The 25,353-nt window shown below is 47.5% G+C and carries 14 protein-coding genes; 8 read left to right on the top strand and 6 right to left on the bottom strand.

Translation table 11 applies throughout. The annotated features are described in order from the left end of the window. Positions 1-9: 9 nt before the first annotated feature. The 5 genes from NQ510_RS05170 to NQ510_RS05150 form a co-directional block, all read right to left on the bottom strand. The gene (locus tag NQ510_RS05170; protein WP_005826152.1) at positions 10-3,021 is read right to left on the bottom strand and encodes a SusC/RagA family TonB-linked outer membrane protein; all 3,012 of its coding nucleotides are present in this window, start codon (positions 3,019-3,021) and stop codon (positions 10-12) included. A 300-nt stretch (positions 3,022-3,321) separates the two neighbouring features. Then, positions 3,322-7,275, bottom strand: a complete 3,954-nt coding sequence (locus NQ510_RS05165) for a hybrid sensor histidine kinase/response regulator transcription factor (RefSeq protein ID WP_005826155.1) — start codon at positions 7,273-7,275, stop codon at positions 3,322-3,324. 105 nt (positions 7,276-7,380) lie between these two features. Next, positions 7,381-9,198, bottom strand: coding sequence for a glycoside hydrolase family 2 protein (locus NQ510_RS05160; RefSeq protein WP_005826156.1), 1,818 nt, complete (start codon positions 9,196-9,198; stop codon positions 7,381-7,383). A gap of 331 nt (positions 9,199-9,529) precedes the next feature. Next, complete coding sequence (locus tag NQ510_RS05155; protein ID WP_005826159.1) at positions 9,530-11,020, bottom strand: RagB/SusD family nutrient uptake outer membrane protein; 1,491 nt, start codon at positions 11,018-11,020, stop codon at positions 9,530-9,532. Between the two features lie 19 nt (positions 11,021-11,039). After that, positions 11,040-14,201, bottom strand: a complete 3,162-nt coding sequence (locus tag NQ510_RS05150; protein WP_005826161.1) for a SusC/RagA family TonB-linked outer membrane protein — start codon at positions 14,199-14,201, stop codon at positions 11,040-11,042. A 295-nt stretch (positions 14,202-14,496) separates the two neighbouring features. Between NQ510_RS05150 and mnmG the strand changes: the two genes are divergently transcribed. From mnmG to deoC, 6 genes are all read left to right on the top strand, one after another. Then, complete coding sequence (mnmG, locus tag NQ510_RS05145; RefSeq protein WP_005826165.1) at positions 14,497-16,371, top strand: tRNA uridine-5-carboxymethylaminomethyl(34) synthesis enzyme MnmG; 1,875 nt, start codon at positions 14,497-14,499, stop codon at positions 16,369-16,371. 56 nt (positions 16,372-16,427) lie between these two features. Continuing rightward, positions 16,428-16,952, top strand: coding sequence for an adenine phosphoribosyltransferase (locus tag NQ510_RS05140; RefSeq protein WP_005826167.1), 525 nt, complete (start codon positions 16,428-16,430; stop codon positions 16,950-16,952). Between the two features lie 122 nt (positions 16,953-17,074). Continuing rightward, positions 17,075-18,895, top strand: a complete 1,821-nt coding sequence (gene uvrC, locus NQ510_RS05135) for an excinuclease ABC subunit UvrC (RefSeq protein WP_005826169.1) — start codon at positions 17,075-17,077, stop codon at positions 18,893-18,895. An 80-nt stretch (positions 18,896-18,975) separates the two neighbouring features. Further along, a complete protein-coding gene (dtd, locus tag NQ510_RS05130) occupies positions 18,976-19,428 on the top strand; it encodes a D-aminoacyl-tRNA deacylase (RefSeq protein ID WP_005826171.1) in 453 nt (150 codons plus the stop codon). After that, positions 19,428-19,766: a nucleotide pyrophosphohydrolase gene (locus NQ510_RS05125; protein WP_005826173.1), complete on the top strand. Its 339-nt coding sequence runs from the start codon at positions 19,428-19,430 to the stop codon at positions 19,764-19,766. Before dtd ends, NQ510_RS05125 begins: the two co-directional genes overlap by 1 nt. After that, positions 19,753-20,655 carry a deoxyribose-phosphate aldolase gene (deoC, locus tag NQ510_RS05120; RefSeq protein WP_005826174.1) on the top strand — a complete coding sequence of 301 codons (903 nt, stop codon included), beginning with the start codon at positions 19,753-19,755 and terminating at the stop codon, positions 20,653-20,655. The genes NQ510_RS05125 and deoC overlap by 14 nt, the downstream gene beginning before the upstream one ends. Before the next feature lie 85 nt (positions 20,656-20,740). On the opposite strand, the gene NQ510_RS05115 is transcribed toward deoC, so the two are convergent. Beyond that, the gene (locus NQ510_RS05115) at positions 20,741-21,715 is read right to left on the bottom strand and encodes a polyprenyl synthetase family protein (RefSeq protein WP_005826176.1); all 975 of its coding nucleotides are present in this window, start codon (positions 21,713-21,715) and stop codon (positions 20,741-20,743) included. An 87-nt stretch (positions 21,716-21,802) separates the two neighbouring features. Here NQ510_RS05115 and polA point away from each other — a divergent pair, with 87 nt between their 5' ends. Both polA and NQ510_RS05105 read left to right on the top strand, forming a co-directional pair. Beyond that, positions 21,803-24,658, top strand: a complete 2,856-nt coding sequence (polA, locus tag NQ510_RS05110) for a DNA polymerase I (protein ID WP_034525482.1) — start codon at positions 21,803-21,805, stop codon at positions 24,656-24,658. Between the two features lie 278 nt (positions 24,659-24,936). Beyond that, on the top strand, positions 24,937-25,329 hold the full coding sequence (locus NQ510_RS05105) for a DUF3836 domain-containing protein (protein WP_005826180.1): 393 nt from the start codon (positions 24,937-24,939) through the stop codon (positions 25,327-25,329). Positions 25,330-25,353: the final 24 nt, after the last annotated feature.

Genomic DNA, 25,353 nt, shown 5'->3' with positions numbered 1-25,353 from the left:
ATTTATAAGTTAAAAGGTCAAATCCAATCCAAACATTACCGAACGGGTATTGGGATATGCAAAGCTGTCCGTACCACTGTTCCAAACGGAATTCGCACCCTTGAAGTCAGGATCCAAGCCGGAATATCCGGTGATGGTAATCAAATTGCTGCCGGTAGCAAACAGACGGAGCTTCTCGACTCCCAAATTCTTCAACCAATCTTGTCTGAAGTTATATCCAATGGAAATGTTCTTCATACGGAAGTAAGAGCCATTCTCCAGGAAACGGTCGGCATCACGGGAGTTGCGGAAATCACCGTAAATGATACGCGGGGTATTGGAGTTAGGATTTACCTGGTAAGGTTCTTCACCCTTTTTAAAACGGATATAGTTGGAGTTGTCTGCAAACAGACGTCCTTGCCAGCGGGATACGTTGTATATCTTATTGCCGAACTGACCATTCCACATCATACTGAAATCGAAGTTCTTCCATTCTGCATTGAATACCAATGACATTTGCATCTTGGCCCAGGGGCTACCACAATAACCACGGTCGGCATCAGTAATCTCTCCATCATCATTCAAATCGAGATACTTGACATCTCCCAATTGAGGACGCTTTCCCTCAATCATAATGGGGGTACCCGTAGATGTCACATAATTATCAATCTGTTCTTGTGTCTTGAAAATACCGTCTGTCTTTCTCAAATAAAATTCAGCCAAAGATCTGCCCGGTTTGGTTCTTGCCTGACCGGAATCAATATAATCCCTATTAGTACCATCACGGCCCAAGCTCAATACTTCGTTATCCATAGTAGTCACATTCAGCAAAGCGCTATACTTAAAGTCCGAAATCTGGTCTTTCCAACCAAGTGTAAACTCGAAGCCCTTGTTGCGCAAGCTGGCAGCATTTTTCCATGGAGAACCTCCTTGGTTACCGGTAGAAATGGCAATCGGAGTCTCTGCCAATACATCACTGGTCTTTGAGTTGTAATACTCTGCGCTGACAGTCAAGCGCTGGTTAAGGAAGCTGGCATCAAAACCTACATTCACCGTTTCTTTCGTTTCCCAAACAAGACCTGCATTCACAAGTTTCACCTGAGTAGAACCCGGAACAATAGCACCTCCGAATACAGTTACAATACTCTGATTGATAGTTCCAATATAATCCCAATCGCCAATGGAAGAGTTACCAAGACGGCCCCAGTTACCTCTAATCTTCAAATCATTAATCCAAGGCACATCAAAGAATTCCTCTTTTGAAATTCTCCAGGCACCGGAGAATGACGGGAAATTACCCCAACGGTTTTCCTTAGCCAGACGGGAGGTTCCGTCACGACGGAAGGTGGCAGTCAGATAGTATTTATCATCATAAATGTAGTTCGCACGTCCCAAATAAGAAATCATCGCATTCTCACTGATACTGTTTGAATTCTGCTGGTTGCTTTGTCCGGCATTCAATACAGTCAGATAATCACCGTTACCCAACATCGGGAAGTTCAGACGGGAAGCCCACAAGCCTTCCCATTCATGGTGCTGGTAAGTAGTACCGACTACAGCATCCACATGATGCTTGCCAAAATCCTTATTGAAGTTCAACGTGTGCTCAATCAACATGTTGTAGGTATTGTCACGCGCCTTCTGGCTTTCCGGATCACGGTGTTCCTGATTCTGAGTCCAGTTACCTTCTCCACGGAACCATGAATTCTCATAAAAGTAAAGGTCAATACCACCATTGAATTTATAGGAAAGGAATTCGAATGGCTTGAATTCCAACCATAAAGAACCATTCAGACGATTCTGGCGGAAATGACGGTATTCCAAATCTTCACGGGCAATCGGGTTCACACCAAAAGTATTGTATTTGGCAGCATCACCATAGCCATATCCACCCGGATTATTCTCATCATAGATAGGAATAGTAGGCATCATACGCAAAAAGTCATTGTAGGTATTGGTCTGGTTCGGGTCTGTGTTTGTGAGTGAATAAGCCAAGTTTTCACCAAAAGAGAACCAGCCCTTTTTACCTTGTGTATTGACACGGAAGCTATAACGGTCGAAAGTATTTCCATAAGAAACGCCGTCATTGTTATAGTAGCCGGCTGATACAAAATAACTACCGGAGTCACCGCCACCGGAGAGTGATACGTTGTAGTCCTGCACCAATGCGGTCTTCAACACTTCATCCTGCCAGTTGGTATCATACTGTGAGTGTTTCTGAGTGCTGTTTACAGTAGCAATGCCATCTTTGATAGCTTCATTATAGGCAATATCATTATACTTGATATATTCTGCCGCATTCATCAAATCAAATTTCGGGCTCCATTCCAATGTTTCCTTTACGCTTACATTCACCTTCATGGGACCTTTCGTACCCTTCTTGGTAGTAACGATAATCACACCATTGGCAGCACGCGAACCGTAGATGGCAGCAGCAGAAGCGTCCTTCAGAATCTGGATGGATTCTGCATCTGCAGGGTTGAAGTCAACTCCCGGATCTGTAATCATACCATCAATTACCCACAACGGAGAGTTATTACTCAAAGAACCGACACCGCGAATTTCAATAGAGGCATCTTCGCCCGCCCTACCGCTACTGCGTACGTTAATACCGGTTGCCAAACCCTGCATCTGGCTGACCAGTGTTCCTGCAGCGCTTTTCTTCATTTCCTTGGTATCAACAACGGCAACCGCTCCAGTCAAGTCGGACTTCTTCACGGTCTGATAACCGATGACAACCACTTCTTCCAGTGCTTTCGAATCATCTTTCATCACCACGCGCAAGGCAGTTCCCTTATAGACAACTTCCTGCGTAAGCATACCGATATAAGAGAAAACGAGTGTACTTCCTTTTTTTCCACTCACTGAGAAATTACCGTCAATATCGGTAATGGCACCCGTGGTAGTACCCTTCACCAATACATTCACGCCCACCAAAGGCTCACTATTTGCATCCGTCACCGTTCCCGTTATGGTCACATCTTGTGAATAAGCGGTAGCTGCAAACACAACAAAGAATAAGAATAAGATTTTCTTGATCATTTTTTATAGAATTAGATTTTAAAACTATGCGGAAACTAACGCCCGCTTTTTAAATACACCGCAGAAAGTGATTAGTCACTTCTGCCAATCATAGAACATTGATTAGGATTTGTTACGTCATAGGCATAGGGGTCATAGTATTATAAATTGTTGGCTTTCGGATGCAAATATATCCGCATAAAGCTAAAATTAATGCAAATATCGCTTCAATCTATGCAATTATAAATCCAAAAAATGCCCCTGAGAGACACCTCAGGGGCATTTGATTGGATTGTTATATTTAGCAAGCATTCCATGCTATCATTTCACGAAGTCTTTGGGCAGAATACCAAATTGTTTTTGGAAGCACTTGGTAAAATAGGAAGGAGTATTGAAGCCGGTCATATAGCAAACCTCATTGATTTTACACTCTCCTTCCTTTAAAAGCTGCGCCGCTTTCTTCAACCGCTCCAGACGGATGTAGTCATTGGGAGTCATATCCAATATGCCCTTTATCTTCCGGTTCAGGCTCGACCGGCTCATGTTCAGCAGGCTTGCCATATCATCCAGGCAGAAATCCGGATTCTGCATATTGGCAACCACCACTTCCTTCAATGTTTTAAGGAAAGATTCATCTGCCTTTGTCATTGCCATACTGCCCGTCTGCACAAAGGGAGAATTGACAAAAGAAGCCCGTAGCTTCTCACGGTTGTTCAGCAGATTGGCCACACAAACTTTCAGATATTCCACGGAGAAAGGTTTCTCTATATATACGTCAGCCCCCAGCTTCATTCCCTCTATTTTGGCTTGAAGAGTCGTCTTCGCCGTAAGCAGGATAATCGGTATATGGCTATAGTCAAGCTCGGACTTCAGATGCTCGCACAGCTCCAATCCATCCATCTCGGGCATCATAATGTCTGAAATGACAAGATTTACAGTATGTTCCTTCAACACCTTCAAAGCTTCCACCCCATTCACGGCAGTCAGCACACGATATTCCGAAGAGAGCTGTTTCACAACAAATGCCTGCATTTCCAGACTGTCTTCCACCACCAAAAGAGTATACCGGTGCTGTTCCAAGGCAGTACCTGCACCACTTTCCTCAGAGGATTCCCCGCCCGTTACCGGTTCTTTATGCTCCATAGCCACCGTCTGCTCGTGCTTCAGCGGAAGTGACAGCAGGAAACAGTTGTTCTCCATCGAATCTTCCATGTACAACGTACCCTCATGGAGTTCGGCCAATGAACGGGCAAGTGCAAGCCCGATACCGGTGCCGGGTACAGAGCGCAAGGTACCGGTTTTATACTGGATGAACGGCTTGAAAATCTCCTCGCGCATCTCTACCGGAATGACAAGGCCGTCATTGCATACAGAAAGCAGCAGTCTTTCACCTTCCGAATATAGCCTGATGCGTATATAGGTCTCCGAATACTTTATCGCATTGGTCAGCAGATTGCTGATAATCTTGGTAAGCCCTTCCCTATCAACCGAAGCATACAAGCTTTCGGGAGTCTCTATACTCAATGCCAGCCCCCTTTCACGTGCCAAAGGCTTGAAACGCTTATACGTCTTTTGTAAGAGCTCAGACACGTCACATTCCACAAAATTCAATTGGAAGCCTTGTGTCTCCGTCTTCCGGAAGTCCAGCAACTGGTTCACCAAATCAAGCAGTCGGTTGGTGTTCAGTTCCATGGTCTCCAAATCATCCCTGATGTCATCCGAAACAGAACGGGAAGCCAATACATTCTCGAGCGGACTCTTTATCAGTGTAAGCGGTGTACGTATCTCATGCGCCACATTCGTGAAGAAGTCTATCTTCGCAGTATACAACTCCCGTTCCTTTTCCCGCTCAAACTTGTCCATAGCCTGCTGATGCTTCTGCCGGGTCCGTTTTCTGAAATAGATAATTACAGCAGCCAGTGAACATAACGCCAATACCGTATAAACAGCATACGCCCAAGTGGAGAGATAGAAAGGAGGATGAATATGGATGTCGAGCACACGTTCCGTCGCGTTCCACTTGCCATCGCTGTTGGAACCTTTTATACGCAATGTATAGCTTCCATAAGGAAGGTTTGAATAGTTGATGATGGAATTCCGCCCTACCGTATACCAGTCGCGGTCAAAGCCTTCCAGCTTACATTCAAGACCATTCATTTCGGGTGCCTGGTAACTCAGGGCTGCAACCTGAAAAGAGAAAGAATTCTGGTCGGCATCCAGCTCTATCTCATCCGCATAGGTGATGCTCTTCTCCAAAGGAGAATCCGGACTATCCACCGAAAGCCGTTTGTTGAACAGATAAAAATCTGTAATCACTACGGGAGGGAGAAAAGTGTTCTCCACAAAAGTTTCCGGGTCAAAGGCTATGAATCCGTTGATACTTCCCAAATAGATGCGTCCCTTCTTGTCAATGTAACCGGACTGGAAATTAAATTGGTTGCTCAGCAGCCCGTTTGCCGTGGTATAGACATGTTTGCTCTCCGTATCGGGATTGAAGCAGACCAGACCATAATTGGAAGTAATCCATAAGTTACCCCGCTTATCCTCGACCATCTTGTAGATAGTGTTGCTCGGAAATCCTTTCGACATGTCATAACGGGTAAAATTGTCCGTTTCCGGATTGTAGCGGCAAAAGCCCTCACCCAGCGTCATGAACCACAGACGCTTCCTGCTGTCTTCGTAGATACTGATTACCTTATTGTAGGGAAGAGAGGTCGAATCATTCTCATTAGACAGATAATTCCTCCACTGCTGGCTTCTTACATTGTAGCAGAACACTCCATTGGAGAAAGTAGCAAACCACAGATTTCCGTTGAAGTCCTCCAGAATGTTATAAGTAAACATATTCTTCAGCTGAGGAATCCGGGTAAAGTCATCTGTAGAGCGATTGTACTTCAACAGACCGGACGTGGTGCCTATCCACACGTCTCCCGTAGTGGTCCTGCAAATGGTAAAGGCGTCATTGGCGACCATGGAATTCTCACTCTCACCCTTGGCATAATGTTTCACCTGCCTGGTCCGAAGATTCACCCGGTTCAGACCACCGGAGAACGTACCCACCCACAAATCATCCCCGTCCAGGCAAAGGCCGTGGACATTCTGATAAATGGCCGGATGCTCAAAAGGCTCTATCTTTCCGTTTTCCGGATTGTAATTGAACAAGCCTTTGTCTTCGGTACCTATCCACAAGGTGCCATCATTACTTTCACAGATTTCCCGTACACGACGGCCGAAATGCCTGAGATTGTCTCTCGGATAGAATTTCTCGAAATAAGTCCACTGATAAGGACAATAATTCACTCCACCGAAATAAGAACCTATCCACATGCCGTTCTCCTTGTCGCAACAGAGCGAATAAATGGCATTGTCCGACAATGCATACAAATCATCCTGGTCGGGAACGGTTAAATGGGTAATCTTGTCATTCGTCAGATTGTAAATATACAAGCCGGACTCTGCGCCCACCCACAGCTCGTTGTCAGATTTGAACTGCAAAGCCCTCACATAGGTGTTCAGCAGTTTCCGCGTCTTGCCTGTAGTCTGATTTATCTCTGTCAACCCGTTCAGCGAAGCGATATACACGCAGTTATGGGGTCCGCTGACCTGCCAGTTGATAATATCATTCTTGAAAATCTCATTTCCTTCCGCGTCCTTGAAAGGCTGCAGAGGAGTTTCAAAGTCAGCTTTCGTATAGTAAAGATTATCCGCATACAAGGCCAGCCAACACGTATTCCCATTCAGCCAAAAGCGGGTTACATTGGGCAGTCCCGAATCGTGCAGATGGTTCAGCAGCCTCCCTTCATCCGGTTTATAGCAGAACAACCCCTGGTTTTCTACCGATATCCAGATATTATCGTCCTCGTCACTTCCAATCATGGTGACGAAATCCCTGATGATACTGCCGTTATCACTGGCCTCATCGAAAGCGGTAAAGGAATCCAGTACCGGGTCGTAAATAAAGACTCCCCCATCGGTACCAATCCAGATATTTCCCCGGCGGTCCTCGTAGAGCGCAGTTATGAAGTTCTTTCCTAAACCGGAGTTCTCTTTCTTGTAAATACGGAAAGACAATCCGTCATAACGGTTCAGACCGTCCTTGGTTCCGAACCACATAAAGCCTTTCCTATCCTGCAAAATCTGATACACGGTGTTCTGCGAAAGACCGTTCCGGATATCCATCGTTCTGAAATAGTAATGAACAGCATCCTGCGCACAGACCGGCAATACCGCCCATAGGCACAGACTAAGGAAAAGCTTTATAATCAATCGTTTCATAACAACATTTTTAATGTACAATTTACCATTTACAAAGTACAATTTAACTATGCAGATGACAGCGCAGCCAAATTGTACTTTGTAAATGGTAAATTGTAAATGCCCCTATTTCTTAAGTGAATTGCAGATACGTGTATTTATCTCTTTCACGCGTTTCTCATCCAGCTTTATCACCTTGCGGTCGTAAGTCATCAGACCGTTCACTTCCACCTCCACATCCGTGGTCTGTGTATAGACGGCTGCCGAGAAACCTCTTTTTATCATCTGATACAGCATATCGGCATATTTCACGTACTCATCAGTCACTTCTTTGGAAGAGTTGAACTGAACATATCCCCAGTTGCGGTTCGGTTCCCAGATATGGTCTTTCAAGACAAGGCCGATGCCGCCATACTCACCCAAAACCGTGGCACGCTGTGCATCATACAGATACATCTCCGGTTGGGGATAGTTGTGGAGGTCGAGCATGTCACCGCAAGTATAATGGTTACCGCCACTTGCCGGATTCACCAGACGGGTCGGGTCATACTGTTTCGTCCATTCGGCTATCTCTACCGTCTTGAACTGCCCCCAGGCTTCGTTGAACGGTACCCATGTACCGATACACGGATAAGAGTAGAGACAATCCATTATTTCCTTCCATTCCTTGTGATAATAGGCTTCGGATTCGGCGGAGCGTTTCAGTTCTGTTCCGTCGAAATAGCGGCGGTTCTGCCATTCCGGATTACGGTCACCGCTCGGCATATCCTGCCATACGATGATACCCAAACGGTCACAATGTGTGTACCAACGTGCCGGTTCCACCTTGATATGCTTGCGAATCATATTGAAACCGAAATCTTTCGTCTTCTGTACATCATACAGCAAAGCCTCGTCTGTGGGAGCTGTATACAGTCCGTCGGGCCACCAACCCTGGTCCAGCGGTCCAAACTGGAACAAAGCCTCGTTATTTAGTTCCAGGCGTACGATGCCATCCGCGTCACGACGGGTGGAGTACTTACGCATGGCAGCATAGCTGTCCACCTTATCCACTACCTTGCCTCCGCTTTTCAGAGTCACTTTCAGCGTATAGAGGAAGGGGGAATCCGGACTCCACAACTTGGCATTCCGGGGCATGGACACCTCCACCGGCTCTGCATTGATACTTTTGCCGGTGGCTACCAGTTGATTGCCGTCATACACATTCACTTCCACAAAGTCGGAAGGACATGCACTATTCAATTCAGCCTTCACTGTCAACAGATTACGGTCAATATCGGGAGTGATACGGAGGTTCTTGATATGTTTTCCGGCAACCGGCTCCATCCATACCGTCTGCCAGATACCGCTTACGGGAGTGTACCAGATACCTTCCGGATTGCTGACCTGCTTTCCACGGGGTTGAGGTCCTTTATCCGTTGGGTCCCAAACTTTTACGACCAACTGATTATTGCCTTTGCCAGAAAGGGCGGCAGTAATATCGAAAGAGAACGGAGTAAATCCCCCCGTATGGCTGCCTACTTTCACATCATTCACCCATACATCCGTTTTCCAGTCGACAGCGCCAAAGTGCAACAGCACTTGTTTTCCCTTCCAGGCAGAAGGAATTTCAAAACTGCGCTGGTAGACCAGTTCCTGGTTTTCATTGATTCTTTTTCCAACTCCGGACAAGGAGGATTCGATGGCAAAAGGAACAAGTATCTGCCCTTCGAACTCTGCCGGAAGATGCTCACCTTTATTTATAACGGCATAATTCCACAGTCCGTTCAAGTTCTTCCAGTCACTCCGTTCCATGATGGGACGAGGATATTCGGGCAACACATTCGCGGGATTGATCTGGGATGCCCAGTCCGTTTTGATTTTATCACCTGCCGGCTTCCATTGCGCCGAGCTTCCGATTGCAAACAACGTCAAGAATGACGATATGAGGAAAAATCTTCTCATAGTATTATAACTTTTTATTGGTTTCTACGAAAGCAAAGATAAGCCGATTCAGAAAAAAAGAATAGAAATTTCGAACCAATAAATAGTATTTTTGTGGAATATCAAGGTATTACCATCTCATTTTATCAAAGAAATTCATCAAAGGCACCTTTTTCCGCTTTTCTTGCCACGCCTATGACAAGGTTTTGCCTTCCCATTGGCAAGACTTTGCCACCGCGTTGGCAAAACTTTGCCATAGGCGTGGCAAAAGTTTGCCAAGGCAGTGACAACTTGTTGGCAAAATACCTCCCTGATATACAAGGAGTAGCAAACAATAGACAGCAGGGAATGACTAATATCCCGGATTCTGCTGGTTCTCCAATGCCGGATTGGCATTTATCTCATCCTGCGAAATAGGAAGCACAATCTTCTCGAAAGTACGGTCGATTGTTTTTCCACGGTGACTCACCGGAATATCTTGAAAATCGTCGTTGAATTCGATGGTTCTGCCCATACGCATCATGTCGAAGAAGCGTTGTCCTTCACCAAAAAGCTCCTTGCTGCGCTCGTCCAGAATCATATCATCGGTAATGGTAGCGGCAGTGGCCGGTGCCAGTCCGGGAGAACGCCTGCGGATTTCATTCAGGTAACCGGCGGCGGCATCTGCGCCTGCTTCCTGCTTCGTGGAGTGCAAGGCTGCTTCGGCGGCAATCAGATATATCTCGGAAAGACGGATTATCTTGATATTGACGGCTGTATTGGTTGCCTTGCCGTCACCTGCCAGAGTGGTACTGCCCATATACTTGTAGCAGGCTCCCTTGCGTTCAATCTCATTGTCCACCCAGTATTCATCGTTGTCCATGATTCCCCAACGCACATCCGTCTCGTCTTCACCCAGACGGTTCAAGAAATAATCGCTGGCAAGATACCAGCCCATGGCATTCTTCAACTGTCCGTAGCGCATCAGGTAAAAGCCCAAAGAAGAAGTTCCCAGGTCTGATTCCTCAGTGGTGATGCCCAGCTCAAAGATGGACTCGGAACCAAACTGCTTGCTCCAGGAAGCCGTCCAATCGGCAGGCTCATACAGTTTGTACACACCGCTTTCTATAATCTCCCAGGCAGCGTTCAAAGCACCGTCATAATCTTCCATATAGAGTTTCACACGCGCTTGCAGGGCTATGTTGGTGTAATAGTCCGCATATCCGCTCTGCTTTGTCTTCTTCTTGGCAAGCAGGGCCGCCCCGTCCGACAAGTCCTGCAGAATCTGGCGATAGTTCTCCTCCACAGTAGCACGGGTGGGCTGGGCGTTCACCGTAAGCGGCTCGGTTACATTGGGAACTCCATAAGAGGTCTTGTTGTAATTGTAAGGAAGCCCGTAGAGACGGACCAAATCGAAATAGAACAGCGCCCTCAGAGTCAACGCCTGCCCTTTGGCTTCGGAAAAGTCTTCCATACTGCCCGATTCTTCCAGCTTCTCAATGTTGCTCAACAAGGTGTTGACCTGCAGAATGCAGTAATATCCACGGCTCCAGAAACCGGAATAAGTATTGCTGTTGGAAGTGTGGTTGAACGTATAGAATGCATCCAGTCCGCGTCCGGCAGCAAAAATCGTGAGGTCACCGCCCTTGGCATCACCGTACATAAAAAGGTTTCTGCCGTAATAGGACGATGAGGTCATCGCACTCATCACACCGTTGATAACCACCTGCGCATCGGCTACCGTACCGACAGCACCTTCTGCATTTCCGGAGTTGGTGGGCTGCATATCCAGAAAATCGTCACACGAAGTGAATGTAAAGGCACCAAGTATCACAAGTGCCAATAAATGATATATCTTTTTCATTGTTAGTTCCTCCAGTTCATTAAAATTTCAATTCAACGCCAACGACAAACGTTTTTCCGATAGGGGTTTCCCAACCACGTGTGCCGTATTCGCTCACTTCGGGGTCTGCCTCCTTGTATTTGGCTATTGTCCAAAGGTTGCTGGCAGTGAAGAAAAGGCGGGCATTCTCGATGAAAGCCTTGCGGGTCATGGCTTTGGGCAGCGTATAGGCCAATGAGAGATTCTTCAAGCGCAGATAACTGGCATTGAACAAGTGGCGGCTGCTGTATTGTTGCGGGTCATCGAGGTCTACACCTTCAATACGGGGCTCTGTACCGTTCGTATGGTCTGGCGTCCAAAGGTTGTTGTAGTAGCTTTTAGCACGGATACGCTCCCAATAATAACCGTCGTCGGCCACATCCATGTAGGCTCCATCGTACAAGTCTCCTCCTATCTTATAGGTAAAGCCCAACGAAAGGGCTATGCCTTTGTAGGAGACCGAGGTATTGATGCCCCCATACACTTTGGGAACGGCATTGCCGATGATGGTGTAGTTGGCATTGTTATAGTCATAAGTAGCTCCGCGTCCGTTATACTCAAAATCTCCGGCCTTGCCATTCTTGGGGTCATTTACATAGTAGACGTTCTTGCCGTTGGTCTTGTCCACACCTGCCCATTCGTATCCATAGAAAGCCAGCGTGGACTGACCTTCCCGGTATACATATTGCGCACGGCTGTCGCTACTGGTGGGGTCGTACCAGATAATGTCCGCACCGCCATACAACTCTTTCACCTCAGAACGGAGGAAGGTTGCGTTGACACCGGCACTCCATAACCATCCTTTACTATCAATGATGTCACCACTCAACTCCACCTCTACCCCATGGTTGTTGATGCATCCTACGTTCCGCAACGTAGAGGAAAATCCCGTAACCATCGAAATGGGAACATCCTGGAGCAGGTTCTTCGAATCACGGTTGAAGTATTCCACCGTACCGCGCAGACGCTGGCCGAAGAAGCCGAAGTCGATACCCACATTCGTGTTGTAGCTCGTCTCCCAAGACAGCTTGTCATTGGTGACGGTAGTGATTGTACCGCCCGGGTTACCCATGTACTTACTGGTATAGCTCATCAAGCTCATATAGCCGTAATTGTCCGAAGGCAGCGTACCGTTAATACCATAAGAGGCACGTATACGCAGGTTGCTCAGGAAAGAATATTTGCTCATAAAACCCTCGCGCATGATGTTCCACGCTCCTGCCACTGACCAGAAGTTTCCCCAACGTTCCTGCTTGCTGAGCCGGGAAGAACCGTCGCGGCGGTAAGAACCGGAAATGAAGTAGCGTTCATCGTAATTATAATCCAACTTGGAGAGCACGGACACCATCGAGTTTCCCCAGGAATATCCGGCAGAAGTCTGCGTTCCGGCAGTAGAAACTGTATGAATGGTGCTGACCGCAAGATTGCTTCCTGTGGCACGCACATAGTCTGTCTTGTTCTTCTCCGCTTCGAAACCCACCATGGTGCCAACTGTGTGTTTGTCGAAGGTGCCGGTATAATTGGCGGTAGTGGAGGTAACCATCTTCTCGTATGTAGTACGGTATTCGTTGACATTCCCATTGTCTGCCGAGCCTTTATAGTGATTGGCACTGTAATAGATATGGTCTTTTACAGTAGTATTGTCGTAAGAGTAGATAGAACGAAGGTCCAGGCCCGGCATCAGATGCAGGGTGAGCGTCTCCGCAGCCATGATTTTGGTACTGGTAGAACCGTTCTCCCACTCTTTGTCATAATAAAGTCCATTGTAGGCGTAGCTACCGTAACGTTCGGTCCAGAGCTCGCCGGTCTTGTAATCAGTGGGCCAGTAGAGTCCCCACAGCAAGTTACGGGTCTGCATGAAGTAATTGCTGCCCGTGTTGCGTGTATCATTATAACCGCTTTTCTTGGTACGCGCCAGGCTGGCATTAGTGGTCAGTTCAAGGAATTTCCCCACCTTCTGGGTGAGGTTCAGGCGACCGGAAACACGGTCGAAGCTGTTCATCTTCAAACGTCCTTCGTCCTGGGTATAGGAAAGGGAAGTGTAATAGTTGGTATTCTGCGTAGCACCACTGACGGACATATCGTAGGTCTGATAAATGGCGGTACGGAAATATGCCTTGTCCCAATCGTAGTATTTGCCTCCACGCCCGGAGTTGTCGTACTCAAGGATATTGACGTTCTCGTAAGCTCCCGTACCATTTGTGGTAAATTGGTAGCCATGTTTGTTGAAACGGCTGTTCAACTGGCCTATGGCATAGGCTGCCGCCTTTTCGTCCGTTTCGCCCTTACCGCTTGTACGGGCATCGTGAAATACGGTGTAGAGCATATTCACATTCTCCTGTACGCTGGCCGTTTCATAGTTGTCCGTTGCCCAGCAGGGCGTGAAGCCCACTTCGGCTTTCAGCGTCACCACCGGCTTGCCAATCTGTCCTTTTTTGGTAGTAATCAGAATGACGCCGTTTGCCGCACGCGACCCATAAAGCGAGCTGGCCGCCGCATCTTTCAATACAGAAATAGATTCGATGTCTTCCGGGTTCAACGTATTCATGATGTTGTTGGTAGAATAGAGCTCACCGCTCATCTGCCCCGTATTGCCCGAAGAGACCGGAACACCGTCCACTACATACAACGGTTCATTCCCGGCATTCATAGAACCTATGCCACGGATGCGGATGGCCGGTGCGGAACCCGCCTGGCCGGAATTATTCGTCAGTTGCAAGCCCGCCACTTTACCGTTCAACGCGTTTTCAAAGCTGGTCGTCGGAATGTCTTTCAGCGCATCCGCTTTCACTAAAGAAGCCGAACCTGCATAGCTGCTCTTTTTGGCCGTGCCGTAAGCCACCACCATCACTTCATCCAGCAGTTCCGAATCCGATTTCAGCACCACCTTCATAGCAGGCTTTATGGCAGCTTCTACTTTCTGCATACCTACAAAAGAGACAATCACTGTCTTTGCCGTGCCCGGCACATTCAAGATTGTAAATTTACCTTCGATATCGGTCACGGCCCCCAGCGTTGTACCCTTCACCAATACCGATGCCCCAATAATCGGCTCATTGTTGTCCTCGGCAAATACTGTTCCCGAGACCGTAGACGTCTGAGCCATCACTCCTGCCCCCATAACCAGGCAGACAATGATTAACAAGAAGAATTTCTTTCTCATGCTTCTCTTCCTTAAAATTAGTCAATCAAAACACTTTTTAATATCCAAACGCTGCAAAGGTATGTATCTTTTTCAAAAAGAAAAGCAATAGTATTCAAAAAGCTTCATTTTGATTGTATTTTAAGCCAAATACAAGCAATATGTCTATAGTCTAAGCATTCCAAGCAATAAGTATGATGCTGGATACGGAAATATAAGCAATGCCAAAGAAGATATATCCGGATTTTAAGATATGACACGTCCCGGCATACAACTTTTTTCGTAACTTTGCACAGTTTTAAAATACACTGAACGAATGGAGTTTAAGTATGACGTTATTGTAATCGGCGCCGGACACGCAGGATGCGAAGCCGCTGCCGCTGCTGCAAACCTGGGTTCGAAGACTTGTCTTATCACAATGGATATGAACAAAATCGGACAGATGAGTTGTAACCCGGCAGTGGGAGGCATCGCCAAAGGACAGATAGTACGCGAAATAGACGCCTTGGGAGGATATATGGGATTGGTGACAGACCAGACAGCCATACAGTTCCGTATACTGAACCGTTCCAAAGGTCCCGCTATGTGGAGTCCGCGCGCGCAGTGCGACCGCAACAAATTCATCTGGGCATGGAGAGAGATACTGGAAAATATCCCCAACCTGCATATCTGGCAGGATACCGTGCAGGAAATCCTCGTTGAAAACGGTGAGATTACGGGAGTAGTCACATTATGGGGAGTAACGTTCCATGCCAAATGTGTAGTACTCACCGCAGGAACTTTCCTCAATGGACTGATGCACGTGGGACGTACCATGCTTCCAGGTGGACGTATGGCAGAACCTGCATCCTACCAATTAACCGAATCCATCGCAAAGCATGGCATCACCTTTGGACGCATGAAGACGGGAACCCCCGTACGCATAGATGGACGCAGCGTGCATTATGAGGATATGGAAATCCAAGACGGAGAATGTGACTTCCACAAGTTCTCGTTCATGGACACTCATGTACGCCATTTGAAACAGCTCCCTTGCTGGACCTGCTTCACCAACGAAGAAGCACACCGCATCCTGCAGGAAGGTCTGCCGGATTCTCCCCTTTTCAACGGACAAATCCAAAGTATCGGCCCACGTTATTGCCCCAGTATAGAAACCAAGATTGTGACTTTCCCCGACAAACCGCAGCACCAGCTTTTCCTGGAGCCCGAAGGGGAAACAACCCAAGAGCTCTACTTGAATGGATTCTCTTCTTCATTGCCCATGAACATCCAGATTGCAGCATTGAAAAAGATACCGGCGTTCAGAGACCTCGTCATCTACCGCCCGGGCTATGCCATCGAATACGACTTCTTTGACCCCACCCAACTGAAACATACGCTGGAAACGAAGAATATAAAGAATCTGTTCTTTGCCGGACAAGTAAACGGAACAACCGGTTACGAGGAAGCAGCTGGACAAGGAATCATGGCAGGTATCAACGCCCACATCAATTGCCACGGTGGAGAACCGTTCACCCTTGCAAGGGATGAAGCATATATCGGCGTTTTAATCGATGACTTGGTAACAAAAGGTGTGGACGAGCCTTACCGTATGTTTACTTCCCGTGCCGAATATCGCATCCTGCTCCGTATGGATGATGCGGACATGCGACTCACGGAAAAAGCCTGGAAGCTGGGACTCGCCAAGGAAGAGCGGTACAAGCTGCTGACAGAAAAACGTGAAGCCGTGAACCGGATTATAGACTTCGCGCGGAATTACTCGATGAAACCGGCATTAATCAATCCGGTATTGGAGCAGCTCGGCACAACTCCACTGCGCCAAGGATGCAAATTGATAGATTTGATAAACCGTCCGCAGATAACGATTGAGAACATTGCCGAACACGTCAGTGCCTTTAAACGAGAACTGGATAAAATATCCGATAGAAAGGAAGAAATTGTAGAAGCTGCAGAAATACTCATCAAGTACGAGGGATACATCGGACGCGAACGGATTATTGCGGATAAATTGGCAAGATTGGAAAGCATCAAGATAAAAGGTAAGTTTGACTATAATTCCATTCAATCCCTTTCTACCGAAGCTAGACAGAAGCTGATGAAGATAGATCCGGAAACAATAGCCCAAGCGAGTCGGATTCCGGGAGTATCTCCAAGCGACATCAACGTGCTACTGGTACTTTGCGGACGATAGAGCGCAAAGTTCCACGTGAAACAAAGAATTCAATAAACGTATTAAATAAACTGATTATGAGCAAAGAAACTCTTACCAAAAGCATCCGAGAAATACCCGACTTCCCCATTCCGGGAATTCTATTCTACGATGTAACTACCTTGTTCAAGGAGCCTACCGCCTTGCAGGAACTCTCGGACACACTATACGAGATGTATAAAGACAAAGGCATCACCAAAGTAGTGGGTATAGAATCAAGAGGATTCATTATGGGCCCCATTCTCGCCACCAGACTGGGGGCAGGCTTCGTACCTATCCGCAAGCCGGGAAAGCTTCCTGCAGAAACCATTGAAGAAAGCTATGATAAAGAATATGGCAAAGACACCGTGCAGATGCACAAGGATGCCATCAATGAAGACGATGTAGTATTGCTACACGACGACTTGCTGGCAACCGGTGGAACAATGGAAGCCGCCTGCAAACTGGTGAAACAGATGAACCCCAAGAAAGTGTATGTAAACTTCATCATCGAGCTGAAAGAGCTTCATGGCAAGGATGTGTTTGGAGATGATGTGGAAGTGGAGGCTGTGCTGTCGCTTTAGCCATTTCATATTTCACCACAGATTACACAGATTAACACAGATTATTTATCCACCACAAAACACAGTTTTATCAAAGAGAAATCTGCGCTAATCTGTGTAATCTGTGGTGAAACGTCGGTATTATGGAAGAACTCAGAACTAACGACTACCTCAAAGGGATTGTATCCAACCTTCCCGAAAGTCCCGGTATTTACCAATATCTGAATACCGAAGGGACTATTATATATGTAGGAAAGGCAAAGAATCTGAAGCGAAGAGTGTCTTCCTACTTCAACCGGGAGCACGAACCGGGAAAGACGAGGGTGCTGGTCAGCAAGATTGCAGATATCCGATATATCGTGGTGAATACGGAAGAAGACGCGCTATTGCTGGAAAACAATCTTATCAAGAAATACAAGCCTCGCTACAACGTACTGTTGAAAGACGACAAGACGTATCCCAGCATCTGCGTGCAGAACGAATACTTTCCACGTGTATTCAGAACCCGGAAGATAATCCGTAACGGTTCCTCCTATTATGGCCCTTACAGCCATATACCTTCCATGTACGCATTACTCGACCTCATCAAGCATCTGTACCCTTTGCGTACATGCCACCTGAACCTCTCTCCGGAAAACATACGTGCCAGAAAGTTCAATGTTTGCCTGGAATACCACATCAAGAACTGTGCAGGACCTTGCATCGGGAAGCAAAGCCAGGAAGAGTATCTGAAAAACATCGCTGAAATCAAGGAAATACTCAAAGGGAATACCCAGGAGATAGAACGGATGCTTTTCCAGCAAATGCAGGAACTGGCAGCCGAAATGAAGTTTGAAGAAGCACAGAAGATAAAGAAGAAATACCTGCTGCTGGAAAACTACCGGGCGAAATCGGAAGTGGTAAGCAACGTGCTGCACAATATCGACGTGTTCTCCATCGAGGAAGACAGCGATGAAAAGTCCGCTTTCGTCAACTACCTACACATTACGAACGGTGCCATCAACCAGGCTTTCACCTTTGAATACAAGAAACGATTGAATGAGAGCAAAGAAGAACTGCTCTCTCTCGGCATCATCGAAATGCGGGAAAGATACAAGAGCCTTTCTCGTGAAATCATCGTGCCTTTTGAACTGGATATGGAGCTGAAAGATGTCGTCTTTACCATCCCGCAACGGGGAGACAAAAAGAAACTGCTGGAACTCTCCATCCTCAATGTGAAGCAGTACAAAGCCGACCGCCTGAAGCAAGCCGAAAAGCTGAATCCGGAGCAACGGACCGTGCGCCTGCTGAAAGAGATACAGCAAGAGCTACACCTGGACCGCCTGCCCATGCAGATAGAATGTTTCGACAACTCCAACATCCAGGGTTCCGACCCCGTGGCCGGGTGCGTGGTCTTCGTCAAGGGGAAACCTTCCAAGAAGGATTACCGCAAGTACAATATCAAGACCGTAGAGGGACCGGATGACTATGCCTCCATGAAAGAGGTCGTAAAACGGCGCTATCAGCGCGCTATAGAAGAGAAAGCACCCCTGCCCGACCTTCTTATCACCGACGGTGGAAAAGGGCAAATGAGCGCCGTAAAAGAGGTGATAGACGAGCTTGGCCTGAACATCCCCATCGCCGGACTTGCCAAAGATGGCAAACATCGCACTTCCGAGCTATTGTATGGCTACCCTCCCCAGACCATCGGATTGAAACAGAACACCCCCCTCTTCCGACTGCTGACGCAGATTCAAGATGAAGTGCACCGCTTCGCCATTACCTTCCACCGCGACAAGCGCAGCAAACGGCAGATTGCCTCCGCACTGGACGAGATAAAAGGTATCGGTGAAAAGACGAAAAGCGCGTTGCTCAAGGAGTTCAAAAGCGTGAAGCGTATCCGCGAAGCATCTGCCGAGGAGCTTGCCGCCGTGGTGGGAGAAGCGAAAGCCAAAATCATCCAGACCTATTTCTCAGAGAAATAATGACTGATAAATCAGCCTGCAAAGCCATGCACACAACGAATTAATTCGTAACTTTGTCCCCTCAAAAAGACAAAAACAACATGAGAGTAGTGATACAACGTGCCGGACACGCTTCCGTCACCATCAACGGAACCTGCAAAGCCTCCATTGGAAAGGGCCTCATGATACTCGTAGGCATCGAAGAATCCGATGGAAAAGAAGATATTGACTGGCTTTGCAAGAAGATAGTCAATCTGCGCATTTTCGATGACGAAAACGGCGTAATGAACAAATCCATTCTTGAAGCAGACGGCGAGATACTGGTTATCAGCCAGTTCACCCTCCACGCCTCCACCAAGAAAGGCAACCGTCCCTCCTACATACGGGCAGCACGGCCGGAAATATCCGTCCCGCTGTACGAACAATTCTGCCGGGAACTGAGTTTAGCATTAGGTAAAGAAATAGGTACCGGCGAATTTGGTGCCGATATGAAAGTAGAACTGATGAACGATGGCCCCGTGACCATCTGTATAGATACAAAAAACAAGGAATAATGACGTTAGAAGAAGCACAGAAACAAGTGGATTCCTGGATAAAGGAATACGGAGTGCGCTATTTCAGCGAACTCACCAATATGGCGATACTGACCGAAGAAGTGGGCGAACTTGCCCGCGTCATGGCACGCAAGTATGGCGACCAATCCTTCAAGAAAGGAGAAAAAGACAATCTCGACGATGAGATGGCAGATGTTCTTTGGGTACTTCTCTGCCTTGCGAACCAGACCGGAGTGAACCTGACAGACGCCTTCTGCCGCAACTTCGAGAAGAAAACCAGACGTGACCAGACAAGACATATCAATAACCCTAAATTGAAAGACCATGGAGAAGAATGAGCCTACCCAGAGTAAGTATGACGCCGCCCTGGCAAAGTACAACACCCAACTGGATGATGCGGAAATAGCTGCACAAGCTGCCAGAATCATTGCAGAGAAAGTGCCGGCAAACAACACGCCGGAGGTAAAGAAATTCCTTTTCAACTGCATTGACCTCACCACACTGAACAGTACGGACAGCGACGAAAGTGTCATGAAATTCACCCAGAAAGTGAATAAATTCGACGAAGAGTTCCCCGACCTGAAGAATGTGGCAGCCATCTGTGTATACCCCAATTTTGCAGAAGTCGTAAAAGACACGCTGGAAGTGGAAGATGTAAAAATAGCTTGTGTATCAGCAGGTTTCCCCTCCTCCCAGACTTTCATTGAAGTGAAAGTGGCAGAAACTGCCATGGCACTGATGGAAGGCGCCGATGAAATAGACATCGTTATTTCGGTGGGCAAGTTCCTGGCGGGAGACTATGAAGGCATGTGCGAGGAGATACAAGAACTCAAAGCAACCTGCAAAGAGCACCACATGAAGGTAATCCTCGAAACCGGAGCCTTGAAGACGGCTTCGAACATCAAAAAAGCATCCATCCTTTCCATATATTCGGGTGCCGATTTCATCAAGACTTCCACCGGCAAGCAACAGCCTGCCGCCACACCGGAGGCCGCTCTGGTTATGTGCCAGGCCATCAAGGAATATCACGAGCTGACGGGTATCAAGGTAGGCTTTAAGCCCGCAGGAGGAATCAACTGCGTGAACGATGCACTGATTTATTACACCATCGTCAAGGAAGTGCTCGGCGAAGAATGGCTGAACAACGAACTGTTCCGCTTGGGAACCAGTCGTCTTGCCAACCTGCTGCTTTCGGAAATCAAGGGCGAGGAAATGAAATTCTTCTAAGAGAAAGCTGTATTTACCTATAAATAAAGCCTGATGGAGTGGGTTCCATCAGGCTTTCTCATATTATCAACCGGAAACAGTTCCGTCATTTTTCCCGCTCTACCACATAATCCAGATACCCGGCTAGCGCTGCTTTTACCTCCGTATCGGGCAAAGAAGCCAGCAAAGAAAGAGCCTTTTCCTTATAGTCATACATCACTTGCGAAGCATACTCTATACCACCATTCTGCTTGGTAAATTCGATTAAATGGGCTATTTCGCCAGGCGTTGCCTCCCCATTCTTTATCTTTACGGCAATTTCTTCCGCTGTTTTATCCTTCACGGTATTGAGCACATGAAGCGCAGGTAGAGTCAACTTCCCCTCCACCATATCATTTCCGGTAGGTTTGCCTATTTCCTTGCTCTCGGAGTAATCGAAAATATCATCCTTTATCTGAAAACAAAGCCCGATATATTCACCGAACAGACGCGCAGATTCCGCCTTTTCATCGCTGGCTCCCACCGAGAGAGCGCCCGCCTTCGTACAAGCTGCAAAGAGCACGGCCGTCTTCTTGCGGATAACGTCGAAATAGACTTCCTCGGAGAAATGGAGATTGCTGACGTTGGAAAGCTGCAGAAGTTCACCATCTGCCAAATCCTGCCCCAGGCAGGAGACGATGTCGATAATGTCATGGTTACGGGTCATGCCCACTTGCACCAACGCTGTTGCAAGCAGATAATCGCCTGCCAGTACGGCTACTTTATTATTGAAAATGGCATTAACGGAGAGTTGTCCACGGCGTTCAGTACTTTCGTCCACTACATCATCGTGCACAAGGCTGGCATTATGAAGAAGTTCCAACGCAACCGCAGCATGCAGGGTTGCAGGACATACCTTGCCAAAAAGCTTCGCAGCCAGAAGCACCAGAATGGGGCGCATCATCTTCCCGTTCTTCTGCCGGATATGCGCAATTACGCTGTTCAGCAAAAGGTTGGAACTGGAGAGAGTACTTTCAAAAAGCTTCTTGAAGTCCTCCAATTCCTCAGAAATCGGAGATTTTATCAATGATGAGTTGTCCATGCATCGCTATTTGCCTACAAAAATAGTAATAAAACGGTTAATACGGTATTTTTTTGTACTTTTACCATGAAAAAAAGGATTAAATGTATGAATTCAATCGATAAACTGTTTTTGCTCGATGCCTATGCACTGATATATCGAGCCTATTACGCGTTCATCAAGAACCCGAGAATCAATTCAAAAGGATTCAACACTTCGGCCATTCTGGGCTTTGTAAACACCCTGGAAGAAGTGCTCAAAAAAGAGAATCCCACACACATAGGAGTAGCCTTCGACCCGTCGGGCCCCACCTTCCGCCACGAGGCCTACGAGCAATACAAGGCACAGCGCGAGGAGACACCCGAGGCCATCCGCCTTTCCGTACCTATTATAAAGGACATCATCCGCGCCTACCGCATTCCCATCCTCGAAGTATCCGGCTACGAAGCCGACGACGTGATAGGCACGCTCGCCACCGAAGCCGGACGGCAGGGCATCACCACCTATATGATGACTCCCGACAAGGACTACGGGCAACTGGTATCGGACCGCGTCTTCATGTACCGCCCCAAGCACACCGGCGGATTCGAAGTGATGGGTACCGAAGAAGTAAAAACCAAGTTCAACATACAGACCACCGAGCAGGTCATCGACATGCTGGGACTGATGGGTGATGCTTCCGACAACATCCCCGGCTGTCCGGGTGTGGGCGAGAAAACCGCACAGAAACTGATTGCCGAATTCGGCAGCATCGAAAATCTGCTGGAGCATACCGACCAGCTGAAAGGCGCACTGAAAACGAAAGTGGAGACCAACCGCGAGATGATTACCTTCTCCAAATTCCTTGCCACCATCAAAACAGATGTTCCCATTCAGCTCGACATGGATTCGCTCGTCCGCGAAGAACCGAACGAAGAAGAACTCCGCAAGATTTTCGAGGAGTTGGAATTCCGCACACTCATCGACCGGGTACTCAAAAAGGGAAGCGGCAATTCGTCCTCCCCTACTCCAACCTCTCCGGTACCCGACCTCTTTGCCGGGACTCTGTTTGCCCAGCCGCAAACCTCCACTCCCGAAAACAGCGCCCCGATTCAAGGCGATTTGTTTGCAAATTTTGCGGGCGAGGGGACGGGCGTTTCTGAAAATTCAAACCTGACGCGGTTAGAAATGCTCGATATAGACTACCAACTCATTGATACAGAAGATAAAAGAGCAGAAATTATTCAAAAGTTACTTACAAGCGAAATTCTCTCAATAGATACCGAGACTACCGGAACCGAGCCAATGGACGCCGAACTTGTAGGAATGAGCTTCAGTGATGCCGAAAACCGTGCATACTACGTACCCGTTCCCGCCGAACGAGAGGAAGTCTTAAAAATTGTAAACGAGTTCCGTCCCCTCTTCGAAAACGAGAAATCCATGAAGGTGGGACAAAATATCAAGTACGATATGATTATCCTCCAAAATTACGGCGTCCAGGTGAAAGGCAAACTTTTCGACACCATGCTTGCCCACTACGTGCTTCAACCCGAACTGCGACACAACATGGACTATCTGGCGGAAATCTACCTGCACTACCAGACCATCCACATCGATGAGCTAATTGGAGCGCGAGGCAAAAACCAAAAGAACATGCGCGACCTTCCACCCGAAGATGTCTACCGTTATGCCTGCGAGGATGCGGACGTCACCCTCAAACTGAAAAACGTGCTGGAAAAGGAACTGAAGGAGCAAGGTGCCGAACATCTGTTCTACGAAATAGAGATGCCGCTCGTCCCCGTACTTGTTAATATAGAGAGCAACGGAGTGCTGCTCGACACGGAAGCCTTGAAGCAATCGTCCCAACACTTCACCGTCCGTCTGCAGGAGATTGAGAAGGAAATCTACGAGATGGCTGGCGAGACATTCAATATCAGCTCCGCCAAGCAGGTAGGCGAAGTGCTGTTCGACAAGCTGAAAATCGTGGAGAAAGCGAAAAAGACCAAGACCGGACAATACGTCACCTCCGAAGAGGTGCTGCAAAGCTACCGCAGCAAGCACGACATCATCGGGAAGATACTGGAATACCGCGGACTGAAGAAACTGCTGAGCACCTATATAGATGCCCTGCCCCAGCTCATCAACCCACGTACGGGCCGCATACACACCTCCTTCAACCAGGCGGTGACCGCTACCGGACGCCTCAGCTCCAGCAATCCCAACCTGCAGAACATCCCCATCCGCGACGAAGACGGAAAGGAAATCCGCAAGGCGTTCATCCCCGACACCGGCTGCGAGTTCTTCTCTGCCGACTACTCGCAGATAGAGCTGCGCATCATGGCACACCTCAGCGAAGATAAGAACATGATAGACGCCTTCCTCAGCGGACACGACATCCACGCCGCCACCGCTGCCAAGATATATAAGATAGATATAAACGACGTAACCGCCGACATGCGCCGCAAGGCAAAAACGGCAAACTTCGGCATCATCTACGGCATCTCCGTCTTCGGGCTTGCCGAACGCATGGGCGTTTCTCGCCAGGAAGCCAAAGAGCTGATAGACGGCTACTTTGAAACCTACCCACAAGTGAAGGAGTATATGGATAAAAGCATCCAGGTGGCACGCGAGAACGGCTATGTGGAAACCATCTTCCACCGCAAGCGCTTCCTGCCGGACATCAACTCAAGAAACGGGGTGGTACGGGGCTATGCCGAACGGAATGCCATCAACGCTCCCATCCAGGGAAGTGCCGCCGACATCATAAAAGTAGCCATGGCACACATCTATCAGCGCTTCCAAGCTTACAATCTGAAAGCAAAGATGATTTTACAAGTCCATGACGAACTAAATTTCAGCGTTCCAGAGGCAGAAAAAGAGCTTGTACAGAAAATCGTAATCGAAGAGATGGAGCAGGCATATCGCATGTACGTACCCCTGAAAGCCGATTGTGGGTGGGGAAACAACTGGTTGCAGGCACACTAAACAGCCCAATAACTTTATTTAACTTACAATCAGAAAGCAACAGAAGCAATCCTTTCCAAATACAGTTTGCTCATCAGAATATCCGGCGACCTCACTGCCGGATATTTTTTATTCACCAATCTTGCCAAAAGGAAAGCATACCGAAACCCTCACTACTGACATATTGATAAAATTTAATCCAATATTTATATTTATGTCAATTTAATACGTACCTTTGCAGCGAAATCAATGATATATTGATAGAAAATAGAAAGTTAAACTAAAAAAGACATAAAACCATGAAAGCAAAAGTATCTTTAAAAACAGTGATTGTTTCAGCACTTCTCTTAGTTTGCGGATTAAATGCCTCAGCCGACAATAAGAGCAACCTCATTTACAATTCGGAAGAAGTAAATGGCATGAAGGTGGCAGAGACCGTATACAAGATGGACGGAAACACGCTTGCCAACTATATGAAGTACAATTATAAGTACGACGACCAGAACCGCATGACGGAAAGCGAAGCCCTGAAATGGAACAGCACCAAGAATACATGGGGCAAGGACATGTGCATCCGCTATGCATACCAAGGCAAGACGATGACTACCACATACTACAAATGGAACAACAAGAAAGGCGAATACATACTGGTTCCCGAGATGACAGTAATCATGGACAACCCTAACATGTAATTGACAAACTCTCTCTTAAAGTAA

The sequence above is a fragment of the Bacteroides uniformis genome (assembly GCF_025147485.1).
Lineage (GTDB): Bacteria > Bacteroidota > Bacteroidia > Bacteroidales > Bacteroidaceae > Bacteroides > Bacteroides uniformis.
The sequence above is the reverse complement of the archived record's forward strand: the minus strand, read 5'-3'. Positions and strand labels throughout refer to the sequence as shown.